This is a genomic window from Clostridium lacusfryxellense (assembly GCF_018861735.1).
GTDB lineage: Bacteria > Bacillota > Clostridia > Clostridiales > Clostridiaceae > Clostridium_AD > Clostridium_AD lacusfryxellense.
Window position 1 is genome coordinate 26,934 of the sequence record NZ_JAHLEB010000005.1, and the last position, 24,517, is coordinate 51,450.

The following is a 24,517-nucleotide window of genomic DNA, read 5'->3' on the forward strand; positions in this document are numbered from 1 at the left end:
GAAAAAGGAGATGTTTACAATGAAAGCATTAGATGGTACTGCACTAGTATTAGTTATTATAGGAGCTATAAATTGGGGATTAATTGGATTTTTCCGATTTGACCTTGTATCAAGCTTATTTGGTACTGGAACAGCATTGACAAGAATTATATTTGCTCTAGTTGGATTATGTGGTCTATATTCTTTATCCTTCTTAGGAAGAGACAGAGATAGCGACAAAGGCAGAACAGAGGTTAAATAACTTCCAAATAAATATGCATTAACATAAAAGAAGTTGAATATTTAAATTCAACTTCTTTTTTATAAATTATTTTTTTACTGTTTTTGTATTTAAATATTCTTTAATTAAACCTCAACTGTATTAAAGAAGTTTTATCTGTAACTCTTATTACTATCAAACTTTGAGATTCTTTTTTATTTATATCCTCAATAATCTTAGTATACTTTTTATCTAACATCATTAAACTGTAACCTGTTTTTGTTTGAATTTCATATCCCCTAGACGTTTTTACCATTACTAAATTCTCCCACTGATGAGGGGTATATTCATTGAAATTAAGTTCAAAAATTATTCCGTCCCTCTCAATTAAATGTATCAGACTATTATATTGATTAAGTAACTTATCATTTGTAATTATAAATTCTTTGATAACAGCGTTATTCTGAACTAAACTCTTATTTTTGATAATTAACTCATCTTCATATCCCTTTCTTTTAAGATCCAACTTTTCAATTTTATGTTTTATATTCTCTGAATAATAACTATTACTATTTTTATCCATTATTATTACCTTGCCTTCCATAGTCTTTTTTATGTAGAATGTAATTGAGGTGATGATAAATGAATAATTTAATAGATACAATTATTTCATACTTTAAAGACATAAGTAAAAACGCTTTATTATATATAACTACATTTTATAATAAAACAACGTTTTTAATCGATAATAATTTTGCTTTAAATAAAATATATAAACCTATTATAGAAGAAAAGGTAACTATAAACAAGAAATTACAAGAAACTATAAAGCTTTCAGATCTTAAAAACAGAGAACTTGAAAACAATATAATAAGATTAGGGCATGAAAATGAATTGCTCCAAACTAAAATATCAATAATAGAAGATTTAATAACAAAAGATACTACTAATTATCACATTTAGTTGGAATTATCACTTATACGCTGCAATAATATAATAGTCTTTGGTTAATACTATTTATTAGACACAAATAAATAACAATCTTAAATGGGGTGATTATTTTTGTTTGATAATATTTTCCAAGGCAAAATATATAAAAATTTATTCAACGGTGAGTGGGTAACGTCTAGAAATACAATAGATATTTTTTCTCCTGTTAACAACGATTTAGTAGGTAAAATTCCCTCTATGAGCTTAAGCGAGGTTAATGTTGTTATTGCAAATTCTAAAATATCTCAAAAGAAGTGGGCTGATATGCCTGTTAGCTCCCGCGCATCAATTCTGCATAAATGTGCTTCACTACTAGATGAAAACATTGATTTTTTGTCGTCTATTATGCAAAAAGAAATCGCTAAAGACAGACACTCATGTAATGCAGAAATAAAAAGAACTGCAGATTTTATAAGGTTTACTGCTGATGCGGGCAAACAATTAGAAGGTGAAACTCTTGGCGCAGATAATTTCCCAGGTTTCAAAAAAAATAAAATTTCTTTTGTTACCAAAGTTCCAGTAGGCGTTGTCCTTGCAATTTCACCTTTTAATTATCCTATTAATCTTTCTGCTTCTAAAATTGCCCCAGCCCTTATTAGTGGGAATAGTGTGGTTTTTAAGCCTTCTACCCAAGGAGCTATTAGTGCACTTCATCTAGCCTGTATTTTTCATGAAGCAGGAGTTCCCCCAGGAGTTCTGAATACAATAACAGGCAAAGGCTCTGATATAGGTGATTATTTAGTAACTCACAAGGATATTAATTTTATAAACTTTACTGGAAGTACAAAAGTCGGAAAACATATAGCTGTAATTGCTGGTATGGTACCTATGCTTATGGAGCTTGGCGGTAAAGATGCTGCTATAATCCTCAGTGACGCCGATATTGATATCGCAGCTTGTGATATTGTCTCTGGTGCCTTTAGCTATTCAGGGCAAAGGTGTACTGCCGTTAAAAGGGTTTTAGTAATTGATGATATTGCAGATAGACTAATTGAAAAATTAATCAAAAATATAAGACTTTTGAAAGTTGGCCTACCACAAGATGATTGTCAAATAACTCCCTTAATAGACAATAAAGCCGCAGACTACGTTCAAGAATTAATTGACGATGCTATAAATCTTGGTGCCACTCTATTATGCGGAAATAAACGTTGTAATAACCTCATTTACCCGACCTTATTTGACAATGTAACTGCCAAAATGAGGATAGCTTGGGAGGAACCGTTCGGCCCGGTGTTACCAATAATTAGAGTCAAAGATATTGATGAAGCCATTAATATAGCAAATAGTTCACAGTATGGTCTTCAATCCTGTGTGTATACTAAAAATATAGATAATGCCTTTAATATTGCAAGTAGGCTAGATGTAGGAACAGTTCAAATCAATAACAAACCTGAACGAGGACCTGACCATTTTCCTTTCTCCGGTACAAAATCTTCAGGTATGGGTACTCAGGGTATAAAATATAGTATTGATGCTATGACTAGATTAAAATCTACAGTTTTAAACATAAACCCATAACATAAATCAAAGAAGCAGCTTATATATAATAAACTGCTTCTTATTTTAATTATATTTAATAAAACAAGGTTCTCAAGTCTACTTAATACCTTTTTCTTTATTTAAGTTACTTTGAATTATATCTTGTACTCTATCTGAAACATTTGCTTTTTCTTCCTTTGTCATTTCGCCTAGATATATAGGTTTATCGAAAATAATCTTAGCATTTGCCTTTTTAATTTTTCCATTATTACCTTCCATAGCTTTATAAGTATCATAAAGTGTTACAGGAACAATTGGAACTCCAGCTTTTATTGCAAGCCTCATGCTACCTTTCTTAAATTCGCCTATATTATTACTCCTACTTCTAGTTCCCTCTGGAAAAATAAGCATAGAATATCCATTTTTCAAATTCTCAACACCTTCAGATATTGCCTTAAGTGCTTCTCTCGGGTTTTCTCTATCCATAAATACACAATGGATTTCTCTCATCCAATAGCTCATTATTGGTATCTTTACCATTTCCTTTTTAGCAACTGCACCAGTAGTTCTATTCATATTAGATAATATAACTGGGATATCAAAATTACTTTGGTGATTTCCTACAAAAAGGCAAGGTTCATTTGGTATATTTTCTTTTCCTACTACAGTTAAATTTAACCCTGCAATATTAAGTATAAATTTAGACCATTTTGTAGCTATTTCTGCTACATGTGCATCTGCCTCTTCTTTAGTTTTATTTTTCTTAATATTAATAAAATTCATTTTTTTAGTGTTTATCCAAATCAAATTAGTAACAGCACATAAATAAAAGTATATAGTTCTCATATCTCTTTTCCTTCCTTATAAAGATTAATGTATTATTATAAATATAATTATACTAGTAAATGAGGGTTATTTCAAATTTCGCCTACATCTTTGATATTTTTTTATAAAATTGGATAAAATCATTTATATAATTCAAATAGTACAAAATGTTTCAAATATTATATAGGAGATTAATTGTATGAGAAAGCAACCCTGGTTAAAGTATACCTTAATATGTATCACCATAGCCCTTGCAGCTATATGTATAACTTTAGGCTACAATACATATATAAAAACCAACTTAAATTTAGAAAACAATATGGTTACTCACTTTATAGATGTAGGACAGGGTGATTGTATACTTATCCAAGTAAATAATAAAAACTTACTAATTGATAGCGGCACCACTGATTCAAGAAAAAAATTAATTAAATACCTTAAAAAAAATAATATTAAGAAACTAGACTATGTAGTTGCAACGCATCCCCACGAGGATCACATAGGAGGTATGGCTAGTGTAATTAAAGCCTTTGATATAGGTATGTTTTATGCACCCAAAGCTACTGCGACCTCAGAATCTTTTGTAGACATGATCTTAGCTCTAAGAAGTAAAAGCATAAAAATAAACATATCTGCTCCTACTATATCTTTAGATTTAGGTCCGAGTACCAGTTGCGTAATGTTATCCCCCAATAGTACCACTTACGAAAATGTTAATAATTACTCATGTGTTATAAAGGTATCTTATAAAAGTTCAACTTATTTATTTATGGGCGACGCTGAAGAATTAGTCGAGCATGAACTAATAAAAAATGGATACGATTTAAAGGCACAGGTGCTTAAAGTAGGTCATCATGGTAGTAAGACGTCAAGTTCTCAAGAATTTTTAAATATAGTTTCTCCTGAAATATCTATAATCAGTTGTGGATTTTACAATACCTACGGTCACCCAAATAAAGGAACATTAGCTAAACTCAAAAAAACAAATTCTATTGTACATAGAACTGATTTAGATAAAGATATTGTTCTTATAAGCGATGGTTTAAAAATAAAAAAAAACTAGGACTCTAGTTTTTTTTATTATTATAAATTCTGTTAATCATCAAATGATATTTCAATGTCTCTAGCTTCTCTTACAACTTATAACGAAATTACTCCAAGTTGGATTAATATCAGTAAAGCTACGCCAACAATTATTCTATAAACAGCAAAAATTTTCATTGGTTTTTTGCTTAAATAAGCAATAAACTTTTCAACTACAACCATTGCAACTAAAAATGCTGTTACAAACCCAATAACTAAAGTTATAATTTCTCCGCTACTAAAATCCATACCAGTTTTAAATAAAGTTAATGCTGTAGCTCCAACCATAGTCGGTATAGCAAGGAAAAATGAGAATTCAGTTGCAGCAACTGTAGAAACTCCACAAATCCAACCTCCCATTATTGTTGATGCCGATCTTGACATTCCAGGCCATAGTGCAAGACATTGAAAAAAACCTATCTTAAATGATTGTTTTACATTTATTTTTTCTACACTTTTTGTTTTATACTTACCCCTAAACTTATTTTCTATAATAATCATTAGAATACCACCAACTATTAAACCTATTGCAACAGTTCCTGAATTAAATAGGTATTCATCTATTTTATCATTTAGGAGAAAACCAAAAAATGCAGCTGGAATAAATGCAACTATAATATTAGTCCAAAATTTAACACCTGATGGTTTCGCCTGAAAAAACTCCACAACTGAAGTCCATATCTTATTCCAATATAAAACTATAATTGCAAGAATAGCACCTAATTGAATAACTACCTCAAAACTATTTGCAAATTTTCCTTTAAAATTTATAATATCTCCTACAATAATCATATGCCCAGTAGAGGAAATAGGAATAAATTCTGTTACCCCTTCTACTATAGCTATTATTATAGCCTTTAACACCAATATAATGTTTAAATCCATCTAATGTCTGCTCCCTTCTAACCGTAATTTTTTATTATAAAACATTTATTTTTCTAATACCACTTCTCGCTCTAAAGTTTTACCATCTCGTGATAATTTAATAGAGTTTGTACCTTTAATTATTTTTAAATCATAGAATGTATCTACTTTTATAAAATCAGAACCATTAACACTTATGAAATAATCTGGAAGCATATAACTATTCATAAATGCCCCAATAGTAAAATATTGTTCAGATTTAGTATCATTTTTCAAATCTTTTTTTGCCAATATTAAAGTAGGTATTTTCTCCTTAGCAGCATTTACATATTGAAGTTTTGGAGATGTAGCAAAAACTTTAGGATCATTAACAAAAATAGTAGGTTGAATAAATCCTTCCTTTGTTTCTATTTTCGGAAGTTCTTTGTCTTTCAAATAGGCAACCTTTGAATTACTTTTAAGCTCACCATATTTATTATTGTCAACTGATATACTATAACTTTCATAATAATCCGTCATATTTTTTATGTATTTGCTGGCATTTTTCAAATTGACAATTTCAAGTTTTCCTATTCCCTTATCTACTATCTGAGTAGCTCCAAGTGGAATTCCTTTTTCTTTCATATAACATCCATTTACTCCATCTATCATTACCCATTTGTTGTATTTATCACTCCATATTTCGCATACATTAAAATATGATTTTCCTTTAACTTTATTATCAGTGCTTCTGAGTACTCCTCGACGCACATTAATACCAACTGAAGCTAAAGACTCTTCATATATAGTTGTATAATCACTATCTGATATTTTACCTCCGTCAAATGCCCCTTCCATTATCGCAAGGGTAGTTTTATCACTGGTCATTGAGGTACTTTCTGCTTTTACGTTTTTATTAATATAATCCATAATTTTCATTGAATTCTGGAGTTGATCTAACTTACTATCTATAATTTTATCCAATTTATATTTAGTTTTAAGTTTTAATAAATTTTCATTCGCAGAATCCAAATAGTAAAAATGAATATCACTACCACTGTAAAAATTGTCCCATTTAGTAATGTTTATCCCTATCGACTTACTACTGGAATCAATTCTAGCTTTAAAATTCCAAATAAATATACCCAACGTTATAACAGCAAAAATTATAATTCTATATAAAATATTATTCTTTCTCATAATCCCTCCTTGTCCAACCGTGATTTATTGAGTATATCATATATACCTAACAAATCACATATATCAATCAGATATAACCATTATCGGTTTATTAACTTTAAAAGTAATTTAATGCATTATCGTGTTATAGGTGATCTCCTTATCATATATATTGCACATACTACAAACACAGTACCTATAATCTGCATAAAAGCTATTTGTTCATTTAGCACAAAAAATGATACAATCATAGCTGTTGGTATTTCAAGATTTCCAATTATAGATACCTTAAGTGAACCTATATACTTTATTGCTGCATATAATAATGTTAATGGAATAATTTCGCAAAATATAGCAAGAATAACAGTATACAGAAGTATGTCTTTAGTAATATTCCCTTTAAAAATAAACATAGGAAACCTATATATCATAAGACTTATAAGTGAGAATAAAGTAGAATATGCGTTAATAGCAAGCGGAGAAATCTCTTGTAATTTTTCTTCACTATAAATATTCATAAAGGCATAAAACATTGCACATGTTAATGCAAACCCTATTCCAATAAGCGAATATTTAAACTGCCCTGTTAAAATTTCTAAAGTTAGAAGACATCCTAAGAACGCCAAAAAAACCGCAAAAATCTTTGTAAAATCAAGTACACCCTTGTTAAAAACAGTTGAATATACGAATACCATTATTGGATATGTATATAATAATATAGCTACCATTTGAATTGGTAAATAATTAAAAGCTATATAGTAAAACACAGTCATAAATGTATTTCCAACTATGCCAAGCACCGCGAGTCTTAACAATTGTTTTTTAGTTACCTTAAATGAATCTTTGTTATATATGTACATAATTAGAAACATTAATGGCACTGCTATAATATATTGCATTGTTAATAAGCTTATAGAATCTATTCCCACTGCGAAGGCTAGTTTTACAAAAAGCCCCGCACTTCCAAATAATATAGCAGAAATAATCGAGTAAATATATCCTTTATTCATAGTGACACGCCCTTCACGATATAAAAACCTCTCTTAATCAATTTTTAACTTTTTCAAATTAAATATCCTTAGGAATAAATAGTTATCTATTATGTGTTATAGTTGTATTTTAACAAATGCATAGTTAAAAAGCCACAATTTTAATTCTAATTACATTAATAAATTAGACATTTATGCAACTATGTTATAAAATTATATAAACTTCTTATTATTAGAAAAATGTTTTAATTACATAGTACAATTAAAGGATGTGTTCAAAATTAAAATTCAGACGCTACTCAGTATCGTGGTTTCAAAATGCATTATGAAATTATCAAAGGTTCTATTTCAAGGGGGAACTAATTTCCCTGGAAAAATAGCCCTAAAACTTGATAAAAATATTTTAAGAACTATTGCCAACAACTACGATGTTATTCTTATAACTGGTACCAACGGAAAAACAACAACAACAAGCATGATTTACGGAATAGTAAAAGACAGTGGCATACCAGTAATTACCAACAATACCGGTGCCAATATGTATACAGGCATAATTGCGTGTTTTATCTCAAACTATTCTTTTAAAAAGTCTGCCGAGAAAAAGATTGCTGTTATAGAAGTAGATGAAGCTAACCTTAAGTTTGTAACGGAGTATATAACTCCAAAAATAATTACTATAACTAATTTATTTAGAGATCAAATGGATAGATATGGCGAGGTATACACAACTCTTAAAAAAATACTTGAAGGCATAAATAAGGTACCAGAGTCAACTTTAATCCTTAATGGGGATGAATCTTTATTTGGAAACTTGAATCTTAAAAACGATTTGCAATTTTATGGGTTCGGTACTAAAGTTAATGAAAACAAAATTGTAGATATAAATGCAGATGCTAAATTTTGCACTATTTGCAAATCTCCTTATGAATATAATTTTATTACCTACAACCATCTTGGCGATTTTTATTGCACTGGTTGCGGATATAAGCGCCCAGAACTAACCTACTCAGTTGATAAAATTGTTGAATTAAACACCAGTGGTTCCACTGTTCATATCAACAATAAGGAATATTATATAAACCAACCAGGTACATACAATATTTATAATGCTTTATGTGCTTATTCAGTAGCTAAGTCCCTTGGTATTGAAGATGATATCGTGCAACACTCCCTTAAAACCGTGGCTAGTAGCTTTGGAAGACAAGAAACTTTGAATATAGATGGCATTGAGGTTAAAATAATATTAGTTAAAAATCCTGCTGGTTATGATGAAGCTGTAAACACTATTAACCTTGATTCTCGCAAAATAAATTTAGCTCTTTTGCTAAACGATAACTACGCAGATGGAAAAGATGTTTCATGGATTTGGGATGTTAATTTTGAACGTTTAACTAGCCTTAATATTAATAAAGTTATGATATCCGGAATACGTCTTTATGACATGGCCATAAGACTTAAAGTTGCAGGTTTTTCATCAGATTCATTCCTATTATGCAGTGATGAGGAAAAACTGCTTAATGAAATTAAAGTTTGTAATGGTGAAATTGTTTATATACTTGCTACCTATACTGCCATGATAAACCTAAGAAAATTTTTACATGCAAAAGGGTACATTGATAAAATTTGGTAACATACTATATTTTAAATTAAAAGGTGAGGTAGGTAATTAATATGGAAATTAATATTTGTCATTTATATCCTGATTTATTAAACGTATATGGGGATGTAGGAAATATTTTAATATTGAAACACAGAGCTGAGCTCCGCGGCATTGAAGTAAATATCGTTAATGTATCTATGGGTGATGATTTTATAAGTGATGACTATGATATTGTGTTTTTTGGTGGAGGACAAGATTATGAGCAGGCTATAGTTTCCCCAGACCTAATAAAACTAAAAAAATTATCAATGGAAGAGTATATACAAAGCGGTAAAGTATTCTTAGCTATTTGTGGTGGATACCAATTGCTTGGGAAATACTATACCACTCCTGAGGGTGAAAAACTTGAGGGTCTTGGTATTTTAGATATCTATACAGAAAGTGGTGATAAACGTTTCATAGGCAACACCGTTATTCATAATGAAGCTTTTGATGAAACCTATGTAGGCTTTGAAAATCATTCTGGAAGAACTTATATCAACGACCTTACCCCACTTGGTACTGTTAAGGTTGGCTATGGTAACAATGGAGAAGATGGTTTCGAGGGTTGCGTTTATAAAAATACTTTTTGTACTTATTTTCATGGTTCTCTTTTATCTAAAAATCCTGAGCTTGCCGACAGAATACTAACCCTAGCATTAAATAATAAATACGATGAAGTAGCTTTAACTTCTTTAGATGATAGTTTAGAAATTAAAGCTAAAGAATTTATAATAAATAGAGAAACTTCGAAATAGAGAAATATATATTTATATGTAAATAAAAACACATAAAAAGAAGATGTATGCTTGGTGAAATTCCAAACCTACATCTTCTTTTCTAGTTGAATAGCTAAACTAAAGTATTTTATAGAATCAGCAACACTATCTAGTTTGTGATACATACTTCCCATTTCTAAGTACCGCTTATATATATCTTGTTTTTCTCCAAATTTAAGTAAAGAATCCAAGGATAAGTTCATATACATCTCTGCACTAGATGAACTTCCTTGACTATCAAGAATAATAGCCTTATAATAATAACTTTTTTCAATGAATTTAATATCATCTAGATTAATTGCATAATTCAACACTTCGTCAGAAATTGATTGTGCCAGCTCTACTACATCATTTTTAATGAGCTCTTTTACACAATCCAACATAAATGCAACTAGTCCCCTCTTATCATCCCTTGGATATACGCCTAACCCTTTATTTATATACGCAACTGCTTTCTCTTTCATATTACAGTCAAACATTGTGCATCCATAGTTAAATATAGCCATTGCCTTACTAGAAATTTTGTCTTTATATAGTTCATATGATTTTTTTTCATATTGTGCAAAATTTCCATTTTTCATTCTTATAGATAACAATGCTAGCATATGATATATTTCAGCTGCTTTAAATTCTGAATCCACATACTCTACCAAATCTAACAATTTTATTCCTACATCAAAGGCACATTCATAATTTTTAAGCATAATATTACAAGCAGCCTCATTATAAGTAACTATTATTAATTTTTTATAATTAGGTATGTTGTTACCTTTTAACTCTTTTCTAACATTAGAATAATAACTAGATGCTTGAAGGTAATCTTCCTTTATGTATAAATGCCTTGCCATATCTATGTAATAATTTAATTGTTTATCTTCGATTGTTGTTTTCAAATGCAAATCATAATATTTTGAAGTAATAATTTGTGCCTTCTCAAAATCTTTCATATCTAAGTAAAAATTAAATAACATATGTATTAGTTCAATAGCTAAATTGAAGTAATTGTATTTTTCTGCAAAATGCAAATTATAGACTACCTTAGCTTCAAAAGGCTCATCCTTATCATAAATAACGTGCTCACCATTCATGTTGTGCTCACCATTTATGGTATATTTACCATTTATGGTGTACTCTTTCAATGCCTTAATATTTTCCTCAACTTGCTCAAATATATTTTCATTCAAATATTCAAGATCTATATCTAGCTTTTTACTTATAAACTCAAGTATCCAAGGTTCTGCCATTACTTTGTTATTTTCTATACAACTCATTTTAGACACTGATATTTTATCGTCACATATCTCTCTTAATGTATATCCCTTATATATTCTGCTCCTTTTTATTTTTTCTCCCGTTGATAATATTTTCATCCTCATCACCTATCCATAAAATAGTTTCAATTAAATTAATTAATTATTCCGATACTTTTAAATAATTCTACACCCTCATTTAAATATTTAGCAGCATCGGCACTTCTACCACCTTCAATGTAAAATTTTCCAATCATTATAGATATCTCAGCCGCTTTTTTTATTTGCTCTTGTTCCTTTACAAAATTCAACGCTTGCAATAAAGTTTTTTCTGCTTCATTTTTATTGTCTTCTAATAAATCTACCCTATATTTCAACAAATAATACTCGCTTAATGCCTTATAATTACCCGCCTCTATATATTCTAAAATATATTCTAAAACTTCCTTAGCTTTATTTACAGCTTTGAGCTTAATATGATTCTCACATATATTAGCTAATGTATCTATCAATTTTATGTCATTAGACTTTTCCCTTATTTCCTTAGACTTATTTAAGTGTATAAATGATTCTTCCATATCTTCAAACTCGTAAAATAATCTGCCTAAATTATTTTCTATCTCTGATACATAATCCAAATTATTAATCCCTTTAAATACTTCCAAAGTAATTTTGGAATATTTTATGGCATTCTTAATATCACCATTTTTATTATATTGATCTGCTAATAATAAAAGTGAATTCGCATATTCTTTCTTATTATCTATTTGCTTAAACTTCTCTTGAGCTAAATAAGAATATTTTATGGCGTTTTCCATATTTTCAAGTTTGAAATATGTGTACCCGATGTAATAATAAATTTTACCTAATAAAAAATCATTTCCAATTTGATTGTCCATAAAAACCTTTTCTGCTTGTTTAAAATAACTAGAAGCTGACTGATACCCTCTAAGTTCAAGCGTGATTATTCCAAGTTTTAGAAAAGTTCTTATTATTTCTTCATAAGAATTATTTTTAATAAAAATTACATTTGATGAAAGAAAAACCTGTTGAGCTAATGCTATCTCTTTTTTAGCCATGTATATATCCCCTCTTAAGGACAAATTTCTGGCATTTCTATATTCCAATTTATATTTTTCAGAATAAAATATTGATTTTTCAATGTTTTGCTCAGCCTGTAATAACTCGTTATTTAATATGTGCGCTTGTGCAATATTTTGATAAAACAAACAAATTTTTTCTGCTTGAGCTTCCTCTGACTCCATTAAATATTCAACTGCTGTATTTAGGGTATTTGCTAAATATTCTAATAAATCCATGCTAGGGTTTGATTTCCCAGATTCAACAAGACTAATTTGCCCTGGAGTTATTCTATTCCCCGCTAGGTCTTTTAGTGTCATATTAAGCTCTTTTCTTTTCCTCTTTATCTTTTCTCCTAAAGACAATATTTCCATAATCACTCTTCCTTTACAACATGGTAGTCTATAAAATTTATATTTTATACAATCTTAGACAATTTTAATTTATTATAACATAGTTTACCTATAGAATTCAAAATTTGTTAACAAATTTTGAATTCTCAGCAATTAAATTAAAAACTCCAAACTATATATTTATTATATAGTTTGGAGTTCTAAGTAACTTTAAGTATTTTCTTAAAATTAATTGTTCATATTATCATTCATATCTTCGATCATATTCTTTCCATTTTCAGCAACTTTTTTTACTCTTTCTTTTATGTTTTTATCCATATTAGGAATTAACATTACCCCTGCAACTACTCCAATTATAGCACCTGCTGTAATTGTTGATATAAATTTATTATGCATAAGTCACACATCCTTTTTTATTTTTTTATTCTTTACTAGGATGTGCATTTTTTATATTAATTAACCTTTTATTTTTAAATTTAGGTATACACATCTGAAAGCTCTACATTTATATTTTCATTTTTACTTCTTACATTACTATCATAAATCATGTTTTCATGAATTACCTTTTTTGAAGGTAACCTAACTGTAAACGTGCTTCCTTTCCCAAACTTACTTTCAACATCAATGGTACCACCATGTAATTCTACAATTGACTTAACTAAACTTAAACCAATTCCAGTACCTTCTGTATTTCTTGATAACGATTTATCTACTTGCTTAAATCTATCGAATATCATATCTAAGTTTTTTTCTTCAATCCCAATACCGCTATCTCTCACTGATATTTCAATAAATTCATTTTTATCTTTAACTTCCACAACTATTTCATCACCTATGTGTGAAAATTTAATAGCATTTGATATAAGGTTTAATACTATTCTCTCAATCTTTTCTATATCGCAGGCAATATTTATTTCCTCTTTATCAGTGTCGAAAATAATATTTAATCCTTTACTATCTGTAAGCGTAGTCACAGACATCACTATTTCTTCTACGATTTCAACTATATTATTATTAGACAAATTTAATTTAAAGAATCCCGCCTCTATTTTAGATAAATCAACTATATTATTAATAATCTTCGATAACCTATATGTATTTTGCTTGATTGATTCTATGTATTTAATAATGGAATCCTTTTTCTCGTCAAGAGATCCACTATTACAATACATATTAAATAATTGAGCTGTAGCAAATATAACATTTAGTGGTGTTTTAAGTTCATGAGAAACGTTAACAAGAAATTCCCCTTGCAATTTTAATGCATTCTCCATTACTATATTGGACTTTATCTCAACAGTAACATCTATTATTAAAATTAATATCTCCTCAATCTCACCATTTGGGCAAAATAAAGGTTCAAAAATAAGGTTCCAATATATCTCATTTCCATTTAAGTTATACTTTTTTTTATTTAAATATTTAGTCTTTTTTTCTTTTATAACTTCATTAATACACTTATAGTAATCACTTGTCTTAGAGTTTTCTTGAGAATTTCCAAATAATTCTTCTATTTTATTGTTTTTTATTTGTTTAAGAAATTCAATATTAGGTCTAAACAATTTAACGATATTAAATGCTTTTTTATTGATATCTACAGTCAATAAATCTGGACATGACAATCTAACAACTGGTAAATCAAAAGTATTTACCATTCTGTTTAAGAATTCATATCGGCTTTTTGTAGCTTCTTCAAGTTTAAAATACTCTGTCATATCTTTGCTACAAAGCACACCTAAAGAGAATTTTCCTTCACTGTCATAAATGGGTGTTCCACTAATATCTACTTGTAATATTTTATGAGGAGACTTTACTAAAACTCTCATGTTCTTAAATTCTTCACCCCTCATAACTCTGCTAGAAGGGCTATTTTCAGGTTTGATTTGTTCTCCATTAATATCATAAAAATCAGTTTGTTTATACCCATCATTTATATTATCCATATTATTATAAGATGAGAAAAACATTTCTCTTGATGTTTTGTTAATTAATATGTACTGCTCTTTATCATCAAAAATAGCAATAGAATCAGATATATTTTCTATAATAGCTTCTAATTCTTTTTTTTGTTCCTCAATTTTTCTAGATTGATGTATTGTTTGTGTAATATCATGAAAACATGATACTACCATTGTCACATTTCCACTGGCATCATAAACTGGAATTGAAGTAATTTCTGCAAAATACTCTTTATTAGGATGCCTAACAAAGATTTTAATATTATTTGTTCTTTCACCTCGTAATGCCCGAACTGATGGGAAATTTTCATATGGAATCTCATCTCCTATCATGTCAAATACCTTAGTGTCTTTTAATGCATCCTTTAGATTAATTCCTATGTCTGATTGATAAATTAATCTCTTTGCTTCCGTATTTACCATTATAAATTTGCCTTTACTATCAGCAAACATTACCCCCTCAGATAAATTTTGAATTATATTAACTAATTGAACATTACGTTTCTCAAGTTGGGCACCACTCTTTACTAATTCTTGATTTTGTTTCTCTAAATTTTTTATCTCAAGTTCACTTTTTGTAACCTCTGAAGTCGTAACAAATATGTATTTTATCTTCCCATTTTGAGATATAGGCGTTTTAGTAGAATCTACGTAAGTTACCCCTTGACCACAATTATCAATTTCTGATGCTTTTGCATAGACTGTTTTTTTGTATTTAATAACGTTTTTAAAATTAGATTCTTCCACGCTACCTACAAATCCATGTATTATGTCTCCAATATGCCTACCTAAAATATTTTCATCTTTATTAAATTGATAATTCATCAAATCAAGATACTTTATATTTGATTTAAGCAATATTAAATTAGGCACACTGTAAACAGCCGCGCCTGATATATTTTCTATGAATATTTGTTCCACAAAAGTTAGTTGATCATCTAATCTAGAGTTTTCTTTCTCAATAAAAGTATATTTTTTCTCATTTGTCTTATTATCATTATGGACTGTTATACATACTTCGCGTGTTTTAAGGTCCTTTGTAAATATATACCCTGAAAAACTTCCTGCTATATTTTCAAGGAAAATTTGCGAATTAAGATTTAACATAACTCCTATTTCCATAAGTGATTTATCTAATATTTCATTCATAGCAAAACCAGTAAATTCAAGAAATTCTTTATTAACTTCCATTATAATGTTGGCATACGAACACAAATACACTTCTGTTTTTTTCCTGTCAAAAGTATTTTCCATTATTTCACCTCCATTTTTGTTTATTACTTTTATTTATCTTGTTTGCTCTAACAAATAAATTATAAAATTCGTTTTATCTAAACTACTTAGACTGTGTATTACTCCACTAATCTCTTCTGTATCAGTTGTATATAAATCAACAATATCACTAAAAGAATGTGTTTTTATTTTTTCTTTCAATATTTCATTTTTTTCTACTTCATTATTAGAATCTACCACAATTATATTTTTTTCGCAACTTGGAGCTAATTTTATGATTTCTCCTTTTACTTCATCACTGGCTACATTTATAATATTTTTCTTGAGCCACTTTTCTACAACCTTATCTGAATTTATACCTAATTTTTCTTTGCATTTCTCATCAACAAGTTCATTAAATAAATCACCAGTGTGGCTATCCACTTTAACAAACATAACTTCTATGCCACTCTTCATTAATTCCTGCATTTTCTTGTAGTATTCCTTTGACGATTCCTCTTTTCTCTCCCAGAATCCTGTAGCATGATAACAAATACCCACATAATCATGAAATATTACTACTTCTTTTTCACCACAACCTACGGCATACTCACAACCTTTTACTGCTCCCTCTAATTCGCCTGCTATTTGCCTTATGTTTTTTGAAGAAGAACTTTTACCCGAATCACTTTCAATATGTAAAACTACATCATTTTTCACTGCAACCATTCCATATGAGTATTCCTGAGTAGTAGAGTTATAACTTCCATCTACATAAACATGAAGACAATCCTTTGGATAATTATCATCTGCTTTTTTAAAAACATTTCCAGCATCTTGCAAAAATTTTTTGGCTTCTTTTATATCCTCAAAACTTTTATACTTTGCACCTTTTACACCTTTTACATATTTTAAGCACTCTGCCCAAGTGTCAACTATTTCATTTTGTATTTTTTGGTTAGTACTAGAATTAAATCCTTCTTTTATTGCGTAAACTTTCTTTCCCATTATATCCATTCTCCCTTTTTAATATATTCATGTGTTCTCTAAATTATATAGATATTATGAGTTACCCCTAATCCTGCCATAAATAAATTATACAACAAAAGATTAATTTAGCAATTACTTTTCTTACATTATTTACATTTCCAAATTCTATTAGGTTCGGTGGACAAGGCCTCAAAAAAACATTATAATAACCCATATAAGTTGCTATTAAGGCAATTAACTTCGAAGCGAATGCAAAATTTGTAAACTATATTAACAAACATATAATTAAATATATTAATATGCAGAAATTAAAAAGAATATACTAACCCCATGAAAGGATGGTGAATGAGACGATTCCGCTATCAATTTAAATTTATAGCGGTTTATCGCCTCGACTTTATGAATAAAATTAAAAATAAATATATTTTACTTCCTGTTATTACCGCGATTTTTTCATTAGTATTTCTTATTTTTGTTAGTAATACATTTAAGCTATCTACAAATAAACCTTATACAAACTTTCTTAAAGATGTTTCGTCGAACACAATCTCAACTGTATATGTAACAACTTCACCAAAAATTCAAGTTAAACTTAAAGATGGTACTGTTTACGAAACTGATAACCCAAGAACCAACAATTTCAAAGAGGGATTACTCAAGAATGGTGTAAATGTTTCTGAGCAAGCTTTGACTAGTCCTCTAGAAATAGTCTCAATTGCTGGATTTGTGATTTCACTTGTAGTAATTGGTATAATGCTCTTTAAAACAACAAAAATAAAATCTAAAAGTATGTTTTCAGCTTCAAATCTCGATGTTGATGCAGTAGAAGATATAGGTTTTAACTTTGATAATGTAGCTGGTAATGAGGAAGCTAAAGATAGTGTACAAGATGTAGTAGATTTCCTTAAAAACCCCGAAAAATACACAGCTTATGGTGCTAGAATGCCAAAAGGAGTTATTTTATATGGAGATCCAGGTACTGGTAAAACATTGCTTGCAAAAGCAGTTGCAGGTGAGGCAAACGTACCTTTCTATGCTGTATCCGGTTCTGACTTTGTTCAGATATATGTCGGAGTTGGTGCGGGTAGAATTAGAAGCTTGTTTAAGAAGGCAAGAAGTCATGGTAGAGCCGTTATCTTTATTGATGAAATAGATGCTATTGGTAAGAAACGAGATAATGGAAGTGGTGGTGGTTCTGATGAAAAAGATCAGACACTTAATGCTCTTTTAACTGAAATGTCTGGTTTTAATGAAACAGAGGGTATAATTATAATTGCAGCAACTAACAGACTTGATATGCTAGATGAAGCACTCTTAAGACCAGGTCGTTTTGATAGACATATTGAAGTTACATTACCTGATGTATCTGCTAGAGAGAAGATTTTAAAACTTCACCTAAAAAACAAACCTATTAAAGATATCGATTATTCTGAGTGGGCACATAAAACAACTTCTTTTTCCGGTGCAAAGCTAGAAAACCTAACTAACGAGGCTGCTATTATTGCATGTAAAGATAATGCAGTATTTATAGACAATACTCATTTAGATAGAGCTTATTCAATTATGCTTGCCGGTTATGAAAAAGTGGATAGAGATTATATTAAGGATGTAGATCGAAAAATAACTGCCTTCCACGAGGCAGGACATGCTTTAATTTCACTTAAGATGTTGCCAAATGATAAAGTCTCTAAAGTTACTATAATTCCAACTACCAAAGGGGCAGGTGGTTATACATTAAGTATTCCTGAGGATTCACTTTATCAGAACAAGGAACATTTAAAGAAGAAAATAATGGTCCTATTAGGTGGTAGAGCTGCTGAAGAAATTATTTTTGGAGCAGACAACGTAACCACTGGTGCTTACAATGATTTGCAAAGAAGTACCCAGCTTGTTGCAAATATGGTTACAGAATATGGAATGGGCGAATCTTTAGGGCTACTTTCTATGAACAAATTAAAGGAATCCGGATTTATAAATCAAGACGCTGTACTTAGTGAATGTAAGGATCTAATTTCACACTTATACGAAGAAGTTAAAATAATCCTTCTTGGTGGAAAAGAAACCCTAGAGGCTATGACAAATTTATTAATTGATAAGGAAACTATATATCATGAAGATTTAATTAAGATCATCGAAGATAAAACAGATGTAGCTGTATAAAATAATTTTATTAAGCACATCTAAATAAATACTACGCTAGTATCTCAGCTTATTATTTATTTAGATGTGCTTTTTTAAACCCCAGATTTAAAAGTTGCTAAATATGATATAATCATCCCACCTAGAAGCCCACCTACATGCGCAAAATTATCTATATTGGGTAGAGTGGCACCAATAAATATATTTATAAATATAACAGATAAAATACTTCTTATAAATTCATTTCCAGTTTTGCCTTTAGATTTAATTGCGAAAACTAGCACTGCTCCGAGTAGTCCAAAGATAGCACCGGAGGCCCCTATTGAAACACTTGTTGAGAAAACATAACTAAATATAGATGCACATATTCCAGAAACAAAATAAATGCCAATATATTTTAATTTACCATAAACATTCTCAACCATTGGACCAATAGCATAAAGCGAGTACATATTGACACATAAATGCACAATTCCCCCATGTAAAAACATACAAGAAATAAGTCTAAAATACTGCCCCTGTGTTATTAATGTATTAACCTTAGCCCCAAGCAAAACTAAAACATTTGTATCACTATTAAATAGGCTACCGCTAGCATAGCTATAACTGAAATAAGCTGTAATTAAATACATTACAACATTTATAGTTATAATTGCAATAGTAATCAAAGGTCTATCCTTAATATTTGTTTTTTCACTATTGCTACGTAAATTAGTATTAGTCATCACAGATGCTAATTCCTGAACAACTTGCAAGTTAACATTTTCTGAATAGTTTACCTTTTTATCTAATACATTAACTCTAATTAATGGTTTATCAAGTAAGTTATTTATCGAGAGAGACTCCATAGATTCCTTTTTATTAAATTCACCCTCCGAAAATAGTATATATATATTGTTTTTATCATCAGGAATTTCATATTGTAGCAATTGGTTCACGTTGCGCTCTGTCATAAATATTAATCGATATTGAGTACCATTTATACCTTTGCTTATTGTCCAAAGATCAGAGCTGCTATTTTTACTTGTTATATTCTCTAATAAATATCCATGTTTCCTTGTCATCATATTTATAATAGATTTTATATTTTTTTCTCCCATATCATGCTCCTAATCAAATCAACATTTTTATACCACTGACTGCACCACAATATTTTTACACTCTAACAAATCAATTTCATAAAATTTAATGGGTTCTCTAGTTTCATTTTCATAAAGCACTCTTATTATAGGCCTGTCTGGAAAATTTTTATTTTGCTTAATTACATATCCTTCAACCCCATTAGATAGCTTTAAGCAAATACCCAATGGAAAAACTGAAAATGTTTTTTTAAAATAATTTACTACTTCTTCATCAAAATTATTCCCACATCCCGCTAAAATAAGTTCATAAGCATCACTAGGATTAAATTTTTCTCTATAACATCTATCATTACTTACTGCATTATAGACATCACAAACACCTATTATTTTTGCAAATTTAGAAATATGATTTTTAGTAAGTCCATAGGGGTATCCACTGCCATCAACTCTTTCGTGGTGATGTTCCACTGCTTTCAAGATTGCATTTGACATAAAAAAATTCTTTTCCAGAATTCCTTTCCCATATATAGGGTGCATCTTAATTTCTTTAAATTCGTCATCTGTTAGTTTTCCAATTTTAGTTATGATTTTTTTATCAATTTGAGTTTTACCTACATCATGGAGGATTGCTCCTATACCTAATTCTTTTAATTCATTTTCCGAAAGATTCATCGAAATTCCAAGGAACACAGCCATAATCCCAGTATCTATAGAGTGGAGGTAAGAATAGTTGTCAAAGTTTTGAATGTCATATAAACTTTTATTAACATCGCCCATTTCAATAATATGATTAACTAAGTCTGTGACAACTGATAAGGAATCTTTAGTACTACTCGCATTTCCTTCAGTAACATTTTTAATTATATTTGTCATATTTTTAAGCGTAATTGCTTTTAAATTACTTAGTTTTTCATCTTCTACTGATATATCATCTAGCCTATCATCTTCTATATATATGTAAAATATGTCTAACTCTTTTAATTTTTTTATGTAACTTTTATTTAGTTTAACTCCCGTTCTCAGCAATACATTCCCACTATTTGTAAAAATATTTCGACCTAAAATTTCGCCAACCTTTACCTTATTAATAAACTCAAGTCTCATGGCCACCTCTAACATAATTTACTTATATTCTTCTTCTTTGTCTTTAATTTTAATAAAAACTTCTTTAAGCTCTTGCTTTATTAATTCACATATTTCAATTATAGCTTCACGAACAACCATATGGTCATCAGAATATTTGAACTTAACAAGCCATGTAGGATTATACTCATCGTCGATTGCTTCAATAAGATACCCTTTAGATCTAAATGTATCATCATTAAAATAATCATAAATTGCTGAAAACTGCCACTCCAAAACATCCTCATGAGTATCAAACGTCAAGTTAATTAGATCTCCAGAATAATTTAATTTTGTAACAAATTCCGCTCCCTCAGAAGCCTCATAACTACCAAGTTCTTTAACAAATTGATTTGTTTCTTTATCTACTTCCATTAGTACCAATGAAGAAAATTGCATAAAAATCATCCTTTCTTATTTTCTATTTTCTATTTTCTTTACATTCCTTACATACGCCTTTTAAATAAACATGACTTTCAGTAAGTGTTATTCCAGTCTTTGCTTTTATCTGTTCTTCTATTTGAGGTATTGGGCAATCTATAATCATTTTTTTATGACATAAATCACATTCAATGACATGTTTGTGGGCATTATTGTTTATAGTATAATTATACATATTATTACCCAAATCAAACTTATTTAATATCTTTTTGCTCTCTAACAAATCTAGGGTTCTATATACTGTGGACAAATCAATGTTTAAACCATCTTTTTTTAACAGCACATATATAGAGTTTGCATTTATAGCTTCACTACTAGAAAGTATGATTTCTAGTATACTTTTTCTTGCATTTGTAATTCTAATATTATTCTCTTTTAAATACAATATTATATCCATCTACATCACCTTATTACATTATTATAACAATTATAATATACCTCAAACTAATCATGAATACAAGTTATGATTTTTAAAAAAAGCTTCTACAAAAGTAGAAGCATTTTATAAGTCCACTAAAGTGGTTTAATCACATTATGATAAATTAGAGCTAATTTTATATCATTATTTTTATATTCTCGTTATTTTGTTAATTAGTTATTTTATTTCCTTTAATACTGCTACTAAATAATCCCACATTCTGTCTGTTGATGAGATACTTAGGTGTTCATTTGGTGTGTGTACATCGTACATATTAGGTCCAAAAGATATTTGATCAATATCACCTTTAAATTTTGCGCTGAATAGCCCACATTCAAGACCTGCATGAATAGCTGCTATTTCAGGAACCTTGCCGTATAAATTTTTAAATACTTTCTCAAATATTGGCCTTATTTTAGAATCTTCATTATATTCCCATTCAGGATAATCAGATTCAAATTCAATTGTTGCTCCCACCATTTCAGCAAGCACTATAGTTTCATCACATATTGCTTTCTTTAAACTTTTTACGGAGCTCCTAATTGCTGAGTCAAATTCGATGTCCTCATCACTAGTTGTAATAACACCAATATTTGTTGAACTTTGCACTAAACCACCGATTGCCATACTCATACTTTTAACTCCATTTGGAATTAGGAAAAGTATTTGAAGTGCTTTTTTAGTTGTATTATCTGAAAAAATCCTGCTAACCTTGTTTTCAAGAATTTCAATATCTAAATTAATATTAGGGTCAATAGTATTTAATTCATTTTTAAATATTGAATTCCAAAAAGATAGTTTTTGAACAACTATTTCTTTATCATCTTCTCTAAATAATATAATAGCATCAGCATCACGAGGTATTGCGTTATTTTTGGCTCCTCCACTTATAGAATTCATTTTAAAATCTATAACTGAATGTAAATCCATTAAAAAGCGTCCCATAAGTTTGTTAGCGTTCCCTCTTTCTTTGTTGATTTCCATCCCAGAGTGGCCACCTTTTAATCCTCTCAACCTTACCTTGCAGGAAATAAAGCTCTTATCTGCCTCTTCCCAAATTATTTTGAGTTTCATCTTTTCGCGAACTCCACCAGCACAACTCACTAAAAGTTTTCCTTCTTCTTCTGAATCTATATTTATTAATATTCTTCCTTCTAAATTGCTAGAATCTAATGCCTCTGCACCAATCATACCTACCTCTTCGCCCGTAGTTACCAGTAGTTCTATTGGCGGATGTGAAATATCATTTGAAGCAAGCACCGCAAGACTCATTGCTACAGCAATTCCATCGTCTCCACCAAGTGTAGTACCATTCGCCCTTAAAAAATCACCGTCTACTATAAATTCAATAGGATCCTTTAAAAAATCATGTTTTGATTCTATGACTTTTTCACATACCATATCCATATGACCTTGAAGTATTATCGTAGAATCATCTTCACGTCCTGCTGTACCTGTTTTTTTTATTATTATATTTAAAGCGTCATCTTGAATGAATTTCAAATTATGTTCTTTTGCAAATTTTACTAACCAATCACTTATTGCTTTTTCATTCCCAGAACCTCTTGGAATCTCGTTCATCTCTTTAAAATACTTAAACGCATTATACGAATTTAAATTCTTTAATTTTTCTAACATGTTTATCATCCTTTCTTTTTTAAAAGCATTATTTTAATCTAAAGTTATTAATATTATTAGTTTTATTTAGAAGAACATCATTTTAAGCCCAAAAATTATTAAGATTATCCCCCCGATGTAATCGGCGTACTTCCCTACAATATCTATTTTCTTTAAATATTTAGAAATTATAAAGGCCATTGTTACCATTAACAGAGTTATTACTCCAATAAATAATGTATCTTTAAATAATATAACCTTTGTTATATTATTTAATACCGTAAATCCTACAACCATTGCATCTATACTTACAGATATCCCTAAAATTATATACATCTTAGGTTTAAGTAGTGGACACGTGCCCTGGTTTTGCAAACCTTCTTTAATCATAATAACTCCAACTAAACATATAATTATACCTCCAATTATTGTTGGCATTGACGCTACATATGTATTAAAAAGAAGTCCAGCATATGCTCCTATATATGAAAATAAAAATTGAAAAAATCCAAAGGAAATTGTAAATCCTACCTTGTTTATAACTCTAGTTTGATTGTTTAATCCTATGCACAAAGCTACTCCAAAAGCATCTAAAGACAATGCTAATGCTATAATAAATAATGGATATATATCCATGAATTGCTTTGACCTCCCTTTAATAATACTATACAATATATTTACTCTAATTCCTTTATTATTATTCAATATTTTTTTATTTATGTGTGTGACTTTCCACATACTATTATCGATTATTCATCTTTACTTGTCAACTCCGTTTTAACTCACTATTTCTAGATATATAATAATATTTAATCAATCATTACTTGTATACATTACCTTTTGTAGA

The 24,517-nt window shown here is 29.3% G+C and carries 23 protein-coding genes; 7 read left to right on the plus strand and 16 right to left on the minus strand.

Annotated elements, in window-relative coordinates:
• The first annotated feature begins 19 nt into the window (after positions 1 to 19).
• Entirely contained in the window at positions 20 to 241 is a 222-nt protein-coding gene (locus KPL55_RS04760) for a DUF378 domain-containing protein (protein ID WP_216305569.1), read from the plus strand.
• Positions 242 to 341: 100 nt separating this feature from the next.
• Here KPL55_RS04760 and KPL55_RS04765 read toward each other — a convergent pair whose 3' ends face one another.
• Entirely contained in the window at positions 342 to 782 is a 441-nt protein-coding gene (locus tag KPL55_RS04765) for a hypothetical protein (protein WP_216305570.1), read from the minus strand.
• A 59-nt stretch (positions 783 to 841) separates the two neighbouring features.
• Here KPL55_RS04765 and KPL55_RS04770 point away from each other — a divergent pair, with 59 nt between their 5' ends.
• Together KPL55_RS04770 and KPL55_RS04775 are read left to right on the plus strand one after the other, a co-directional pair.
• A complete protein-coding gene (locus KPL55_RS04770) occupies positions 842 to 1,162 on the plus strand; it encodes a hypothetical protein (RefSeq protein WP_216305571.1) in 321 nt (106 codons plus the stop codon).
• Between the two features lie 99 nt (positions 1,163 to 1,261).
• Positions 1,262 to 2,710 (plus strand): NADP-dependent glyceraldehyde-3-phosphate dehydrogenase, encoded by a 1,449-nt coding sequence (locus KPL55_RS04775; RefSeq protein ID WP_216305572.1) that lies wholly within the window; start codon positions 1,262 to 1,264, stop codon positions 2,708 to 2,710.
• A gap of 78 nt (positions 2,711 to 2,788) precedes the next feature.
• Here the strand turns inward: KPL55_RS04775 and KPL55_RS04780 are convergent, their stop codons facing one another.
• The gene (locus tag KPL55_RS04780; RefSeq protein WP_246599300.1) at positions 2,789 to 3,454 is read right to left on the minus strand and encodes a lysophospholipid acyltransferase family protein; all 666 of its coding nucleotides are present in this window, start codon (positions 3,452 to 3,454) and stop codon (positions 2,789 to 2,791) included.
• Between the two features lie 232 nt (positions 3,455 to 3,686).
• On the opposite strand from KPL55_RS04780, the gene KPL55_RS04785 reads away from it, so the two are divergent.
• Positions 3,687 to 4,559, plus strand: coding sequence for a ComEC/Rec2 family competence protein (locus tag KPL55_RS04785; protein WP_376770426.1), 873 nt, complete (start codon positions 3,687 to 3,689; stop codon positions 4,557 to 4,559).
• Between the two features lie 77 nt (positions 4,560 to 4,636).
• On the opposite strand, the gene KPL55_RS04790 is transcribed toward KPL55_RS04785, so the two are convergent.
• The 3 genes from KPL55_RS04790 to KPL55_RS04800 all read right to left on the minus strand — a co-directional run bounded on the left by KPL55_RS04790 (position 4,637) and on the right by KPL55_RS04800 (position 7,611).
• Complete coding sequence (locus KPL55_RS04790; protein ID WP_216305575.1) at positions 4,637 to 5,464, minus strand: undecaprenyl-diphosphate phosphatase; 828 nt, start codon at positions 5,462 to 5,464, stop codon at positions 4,637 to 4,639.
• A 45-nt stretch (positions 5,465 to 5,509) separates the two neighbouring features.
• Entirely contained in the window at positions 5,510 to 6,622 is a 1,113-nt protein-coding gene (locus KPL55_RS04795) for a hypothetical protein (RefSeq protein ID WP_216305576.1), read from the minus strand.
• 116 nt (positions 6,623 to 6,738) lie between these two features.
• On the minus strand, positions 6,739 to 7,611 hold the full coding sequence (locus KPL55_RS04800; RefSeq protein WP_216305577.1) for a DMT family transporter: 873 nt from the start codon (positions 7,609 to 7,611) through the stop codon (positions 6,739 to 6,741).
• Between the two features lie 250 nt (positions 7,612 to 7,861).
• Between KPL55_RS04800 and KPL55_RS04805 the strand changes: the two genes are divergently transcribed.
• Positions 7,862 to 9,220 (plus strand): Mur ligase family protein, encoded by a 1,359-nt coding sequence (locus KPL55_RS04805; RefSeq protein WP_216305578.1) that lies wholly within the window; start codon positions 7,862 to 7,864, stop codon positions 9,218 to 9,220.
• Between the two features lie 41 nt (positions 9,221 to 9,261).
• Positions 9,262 to 9,987, plus strand: coding sequence for a type 1 glutamine amidotransferase (locus KPL55_RS04810; protein WP_216305579.1), 726 nt, complete (start codon positions 9,262 to 9,264; stop codon positions 9,985 to 9,987).
• Positions 9,988 to 10,055: 68 nt separating this feature from the next.
• On the opposite strand, the gene KPL55_RS04815 is transcribed toward KPL55_RS04810, so the two are convergent.
• From KPL55_RS04815 to KPL55_RS04835, 5 genes are all read right to left on the minus strand, one after another.
• On the minus strand, positions 10,056 to 11,378 hold the full coding sequence (locus tag KPL55_RS04815) for a helix-turn-helix domain-containing protein (RefSeq protein ID WP_216305580.1): 1,323 nt from the start codon (positions 11,376 to 11,378) through the stop codon (positions 10,056 to 10,058).
• Between the two features lie 35 nt (positions 11,379 to 11,413).
• The gene (locus KPL55_RS04820; protein ID WP_216305581.1) at positions 11,414 to 12,712 is read right to left on the minus strand and encodes a helix-turn-helix domain-containing protein; all 1,299 of its coding nucleotides are present in this window, start codon (positions 12,710 to 12,712) and stop codon (positions 11,414 to 11,416) included.
• A gap of 207 nt (positions 12,713 to 12,919) precedes the next feature.
• Entirely contained in the window at positions 12,920 to 13,087 is a 168-nt protein-coding gene (locus tag KPL55_RS04825) for a YtxH domain-containing protein (RefSeq protein ID WP_216305582.1), read from the minus strand.
• An 80-nt stretch (positions 13,088 to 13,167) separates the two neighbouring features.
• Complete coding sequence (locus KPL55_RS04830) at positions 13,168 to 15,903, minus strand: ATP-binding protein (protein WP_216305583.1); 2,736 nt, start codon at positions 15,901 to 15,903, stop codon at positions 13,168 to 13,170.
• A gap of 33 nt (positions 15,904 to 15,936) precedes the next feature.
• On the minus strand, positions 15,937 to 16,869 hold the full coding sequence (locus KPL55_RS04835) for a ribonuclease H1 domain-containing protein (protein WP_216305584.1): 933 nt from the start codon (positions 16,867 to 16,869) through the stop codon (positions 15,937 to 15,939).
• A 381-nt stretch (positions 16,870 to 17,250) separates the two neighbouring features.
• On the opposite strand from KPL55_RS04835, the gene KPL55_RS04840 reads away from it, so the two are divergent.
• Positions 17,251 to 19,011: an ATP-dependent metallopeptidase FtsH/Yme1/Tma family protein gene (locus KPL55_RS04840; RefSeq protein WP_216305585.1), complete on the plus strand. Its 1,761-nt coding sequence runs from the start codon at positions 17,251 to 17,253 to the stop codon at positions 19,009 to 19,011.
• Positions 19,012 to 19,085: 74 nt separating this feature from the next.
• Here the strand turns inward: KPL55_RS04840 and KPL55_RS04845 are convergent, their stop codons facing one another.
• The 6 genes from KPL55_RS04845 to KPL55_RS04870 form a co-directional block, all read right to left on the minus strand.
• Positions 19,086 to 20,090: a rhomboid family intramembrane serine protease gene (locus KPL55_RS04845; RefSeq protein WP_216305586.1), complete on the minus strand. Its 1,005-nt coding sequence runs from the start codon at positions 20,088 to 20,090 to the stop codon at positions 19,086 to 19,088.
• A 27-nt stretch (positions 20,091 to 20,117) separates the two neighbouring features.
• Positions 20,118 to 21,176, minus strand: coding sequence for an HD-GYP domain-containing protein (locus KPL55_RS04850; protein ID WP_216305587.1), 1,059 nt, complete (start codon positions 21,174 to 21,176; stop codon positions 20,118 to 20,120).
• 18 nt (positions 21,177 to 21,194) lie between these two features.
• Complete coding sequence (locus KPL55_RS04855; protein ID WP_216305588.1) at positions 21,195 to 21,593, minus strand: DUF6762 family protein; 399 nt, start codon at positions 21,591 to 21,593, stop codon at positions 21,195 to 21,197.
• 22 nt (positions 21,594 to 21,615) lie between these two features.
• Positions 21,616 to 22,032 (minus strand): Fur family transcriptional regulator, encoded by a 417-nt coding sequence (locus KPL55_RS04860; protein WP_216305589.1) that lies wholly within the window; start codon positions 22,030 to 22,032, stop codon positions 21,616 to 21,618.
• 198 nt (positions 22,033 to 22,230) lie between these two features.
• On the minus strand, positions 22,231 to 23,691 hold the full coding sequence (locus KPL55_RS04865) for an aminoacyl-histidine dipeptidase (protein ID WP_216305590.1): 1,461 nt from the start codon (positions 23,689 to 23,691) through the stop codon (positions 22,231 to 22,233).
• Positions 23,692 to 23,757: 66 nt separating this feature from the next.
• Complete coding sequence (locus KPL55_RS04870; RefSeq protein ID WP_216305591.1) at positions 23,758 to 24,306, minus strand: manganese efflux pump MntP; 549 nt, start codon at positions 24,304 to 24,306, stop codon at positions 23,758 to 23,760.
• Positions 24,307 to 24,517 lie beyond the last annotated feature (211 nt).

Excerpts from the sequence above, each read along its gene's own strand:
- KPL55_RS04830 (WP_216305583.1), bottom strand. The coding sequence starts at position 15,903 with ATGGAAAATACTTTTGACAGGAAAAAAACAGAAGTGTATTTGTGTTCG.
- KPL55_RS04825 (WP_216305582.1), bottom strand. The coding sequence starts at position 13,087 with ATGCATAATAAATTTATATCAACAATTACAGCAGGTGCTATAATTGGA.
- KPL55_RS04850 (WP_216305587.1), bottom strand. The coding sequence starts at position 21,176 with ATGAGACTTGAGTTTATTAATAAGGTAAAGGTTGGCGAAATTTTAGGT.
- KPL55_RS04790 (WP_216305575.1), bottom strand. The coding sequence starts at position 5,464 with ATGGATTTAAACATTATATTGGTGTTAAAGGCTATAATAATAGCTATA.
- KPL55_RS04795 (WP_216305576.1), bottom strand. The coding sequence starts at position 6,622 with ATGAGAAAGAATAATATTTTATATAGAATTATAATTTTTGCTGTTATA.
- KPL55_RS04840 (WP_216305585.1), top strand. The coding sequence starts at position 17,251 with ATGAATAAAATTAAAAATAAATATATTTTACTTCCTGTTATTACCGCG.
- KPL55_RS04815 (WP_216305580.1), bottom strand. The coding sequence starts at position 11,378 with ATGAAAATATTATCAACGGGAGAAAAAATAAAAAGGAGCAGAATATAT.
- KPL55_RS04835 (WP_216305584.1), bottom strand. The coding sequence starts at position 16,869 with ATGGGAAAGAAAGTTTACGCAATAAAAGAAGGATTTAATTCTAGTACT.
- KPL55_RS04820 (WP_216305581.1), bottom strand. The coding sequence starts at position 12,712 with ATGGAAATATTGTCTTTAGGAGAAAAGATAAAGAGGAAAAGAAAAGAG.
- KPL55_RS04760 (WP_216305569.1), top strand. The coding sequence starts at position 20 with ATGAAAGCATTAGATGGTACTGCACTAGTATTAGTTATTATAGGAGCT.
- KPL55_RS04870 (WP_216305591.1), bottom strand. The coding sequence starts at position 24,306 with ATGGATATATATCCATTATTTATTATAGCATTAGCATTGTCTTTAGAT.
- KPL55_RS04810 (WP_216305579.1), top strand. The coding sequence starts at position 9,262 with ATGGAAATTAATATTTGTCATTTATATCCTGATTTATTAAACGTATAT.
- KPL55_RS04770 (WP_216305571.1), top strand. The coding sequence starts at position 842 with ATGAATAATTTAATAGATACAATTATTTCATACTTTAAAGACATAAGT.
- KPL55_RS04780 (WP_246599300.1), bottom strand. The coding sequence starts at position 3,454 with ATGAATTTTATTAATATTAAGAAAAATAAAACTAAAGAAGAGGCAGAT.
- KPL55_RS04845 (WP_216305586.1), bottom strand. The coding sequence starts at position 20,090 with ATGGGAGAAAAAAATATAAAATCTATTATAAATATGATGACAAGGAAA.
- KPL55_RS04860 (WP_216305589.1), bottom strand. The coding sequence starts at position 22,032 with ATGGATATAATATTGTATTTAAAAGAGAATAATATTAGAATTACAAAT.
- KPL55_RS04855 (WP_216305588.1), bottom strand. The coding sequence starts at position 21,593 with ATGCAATTTTCTTCATTGGTACTAATGGAAGTAGATAAAGAAACAAAT.
- KPL55_RS04865 (WP_216305590.1), bottom strand. The coding sequence starts at position 23,691 with ATGTTAGAAAAATTAAAGAATTTAAATTCGTATAATGCGTTTAAGTAT.
- KPL55_RS04800 (WP_216305577.1), bottom strand. The coding sequence starts at position 7,611 with ATGAATAAAGGATATATTTACTCGATTATTTCTGCTATATTATTTGGA.
- KPL55_RS04765 (WP_216305570.1), bottom strand. The coding sequence starts at position 782 with ATGGATAAAAATAGTAATAGTTATTATTCAGAGAATATAAAACATAAA.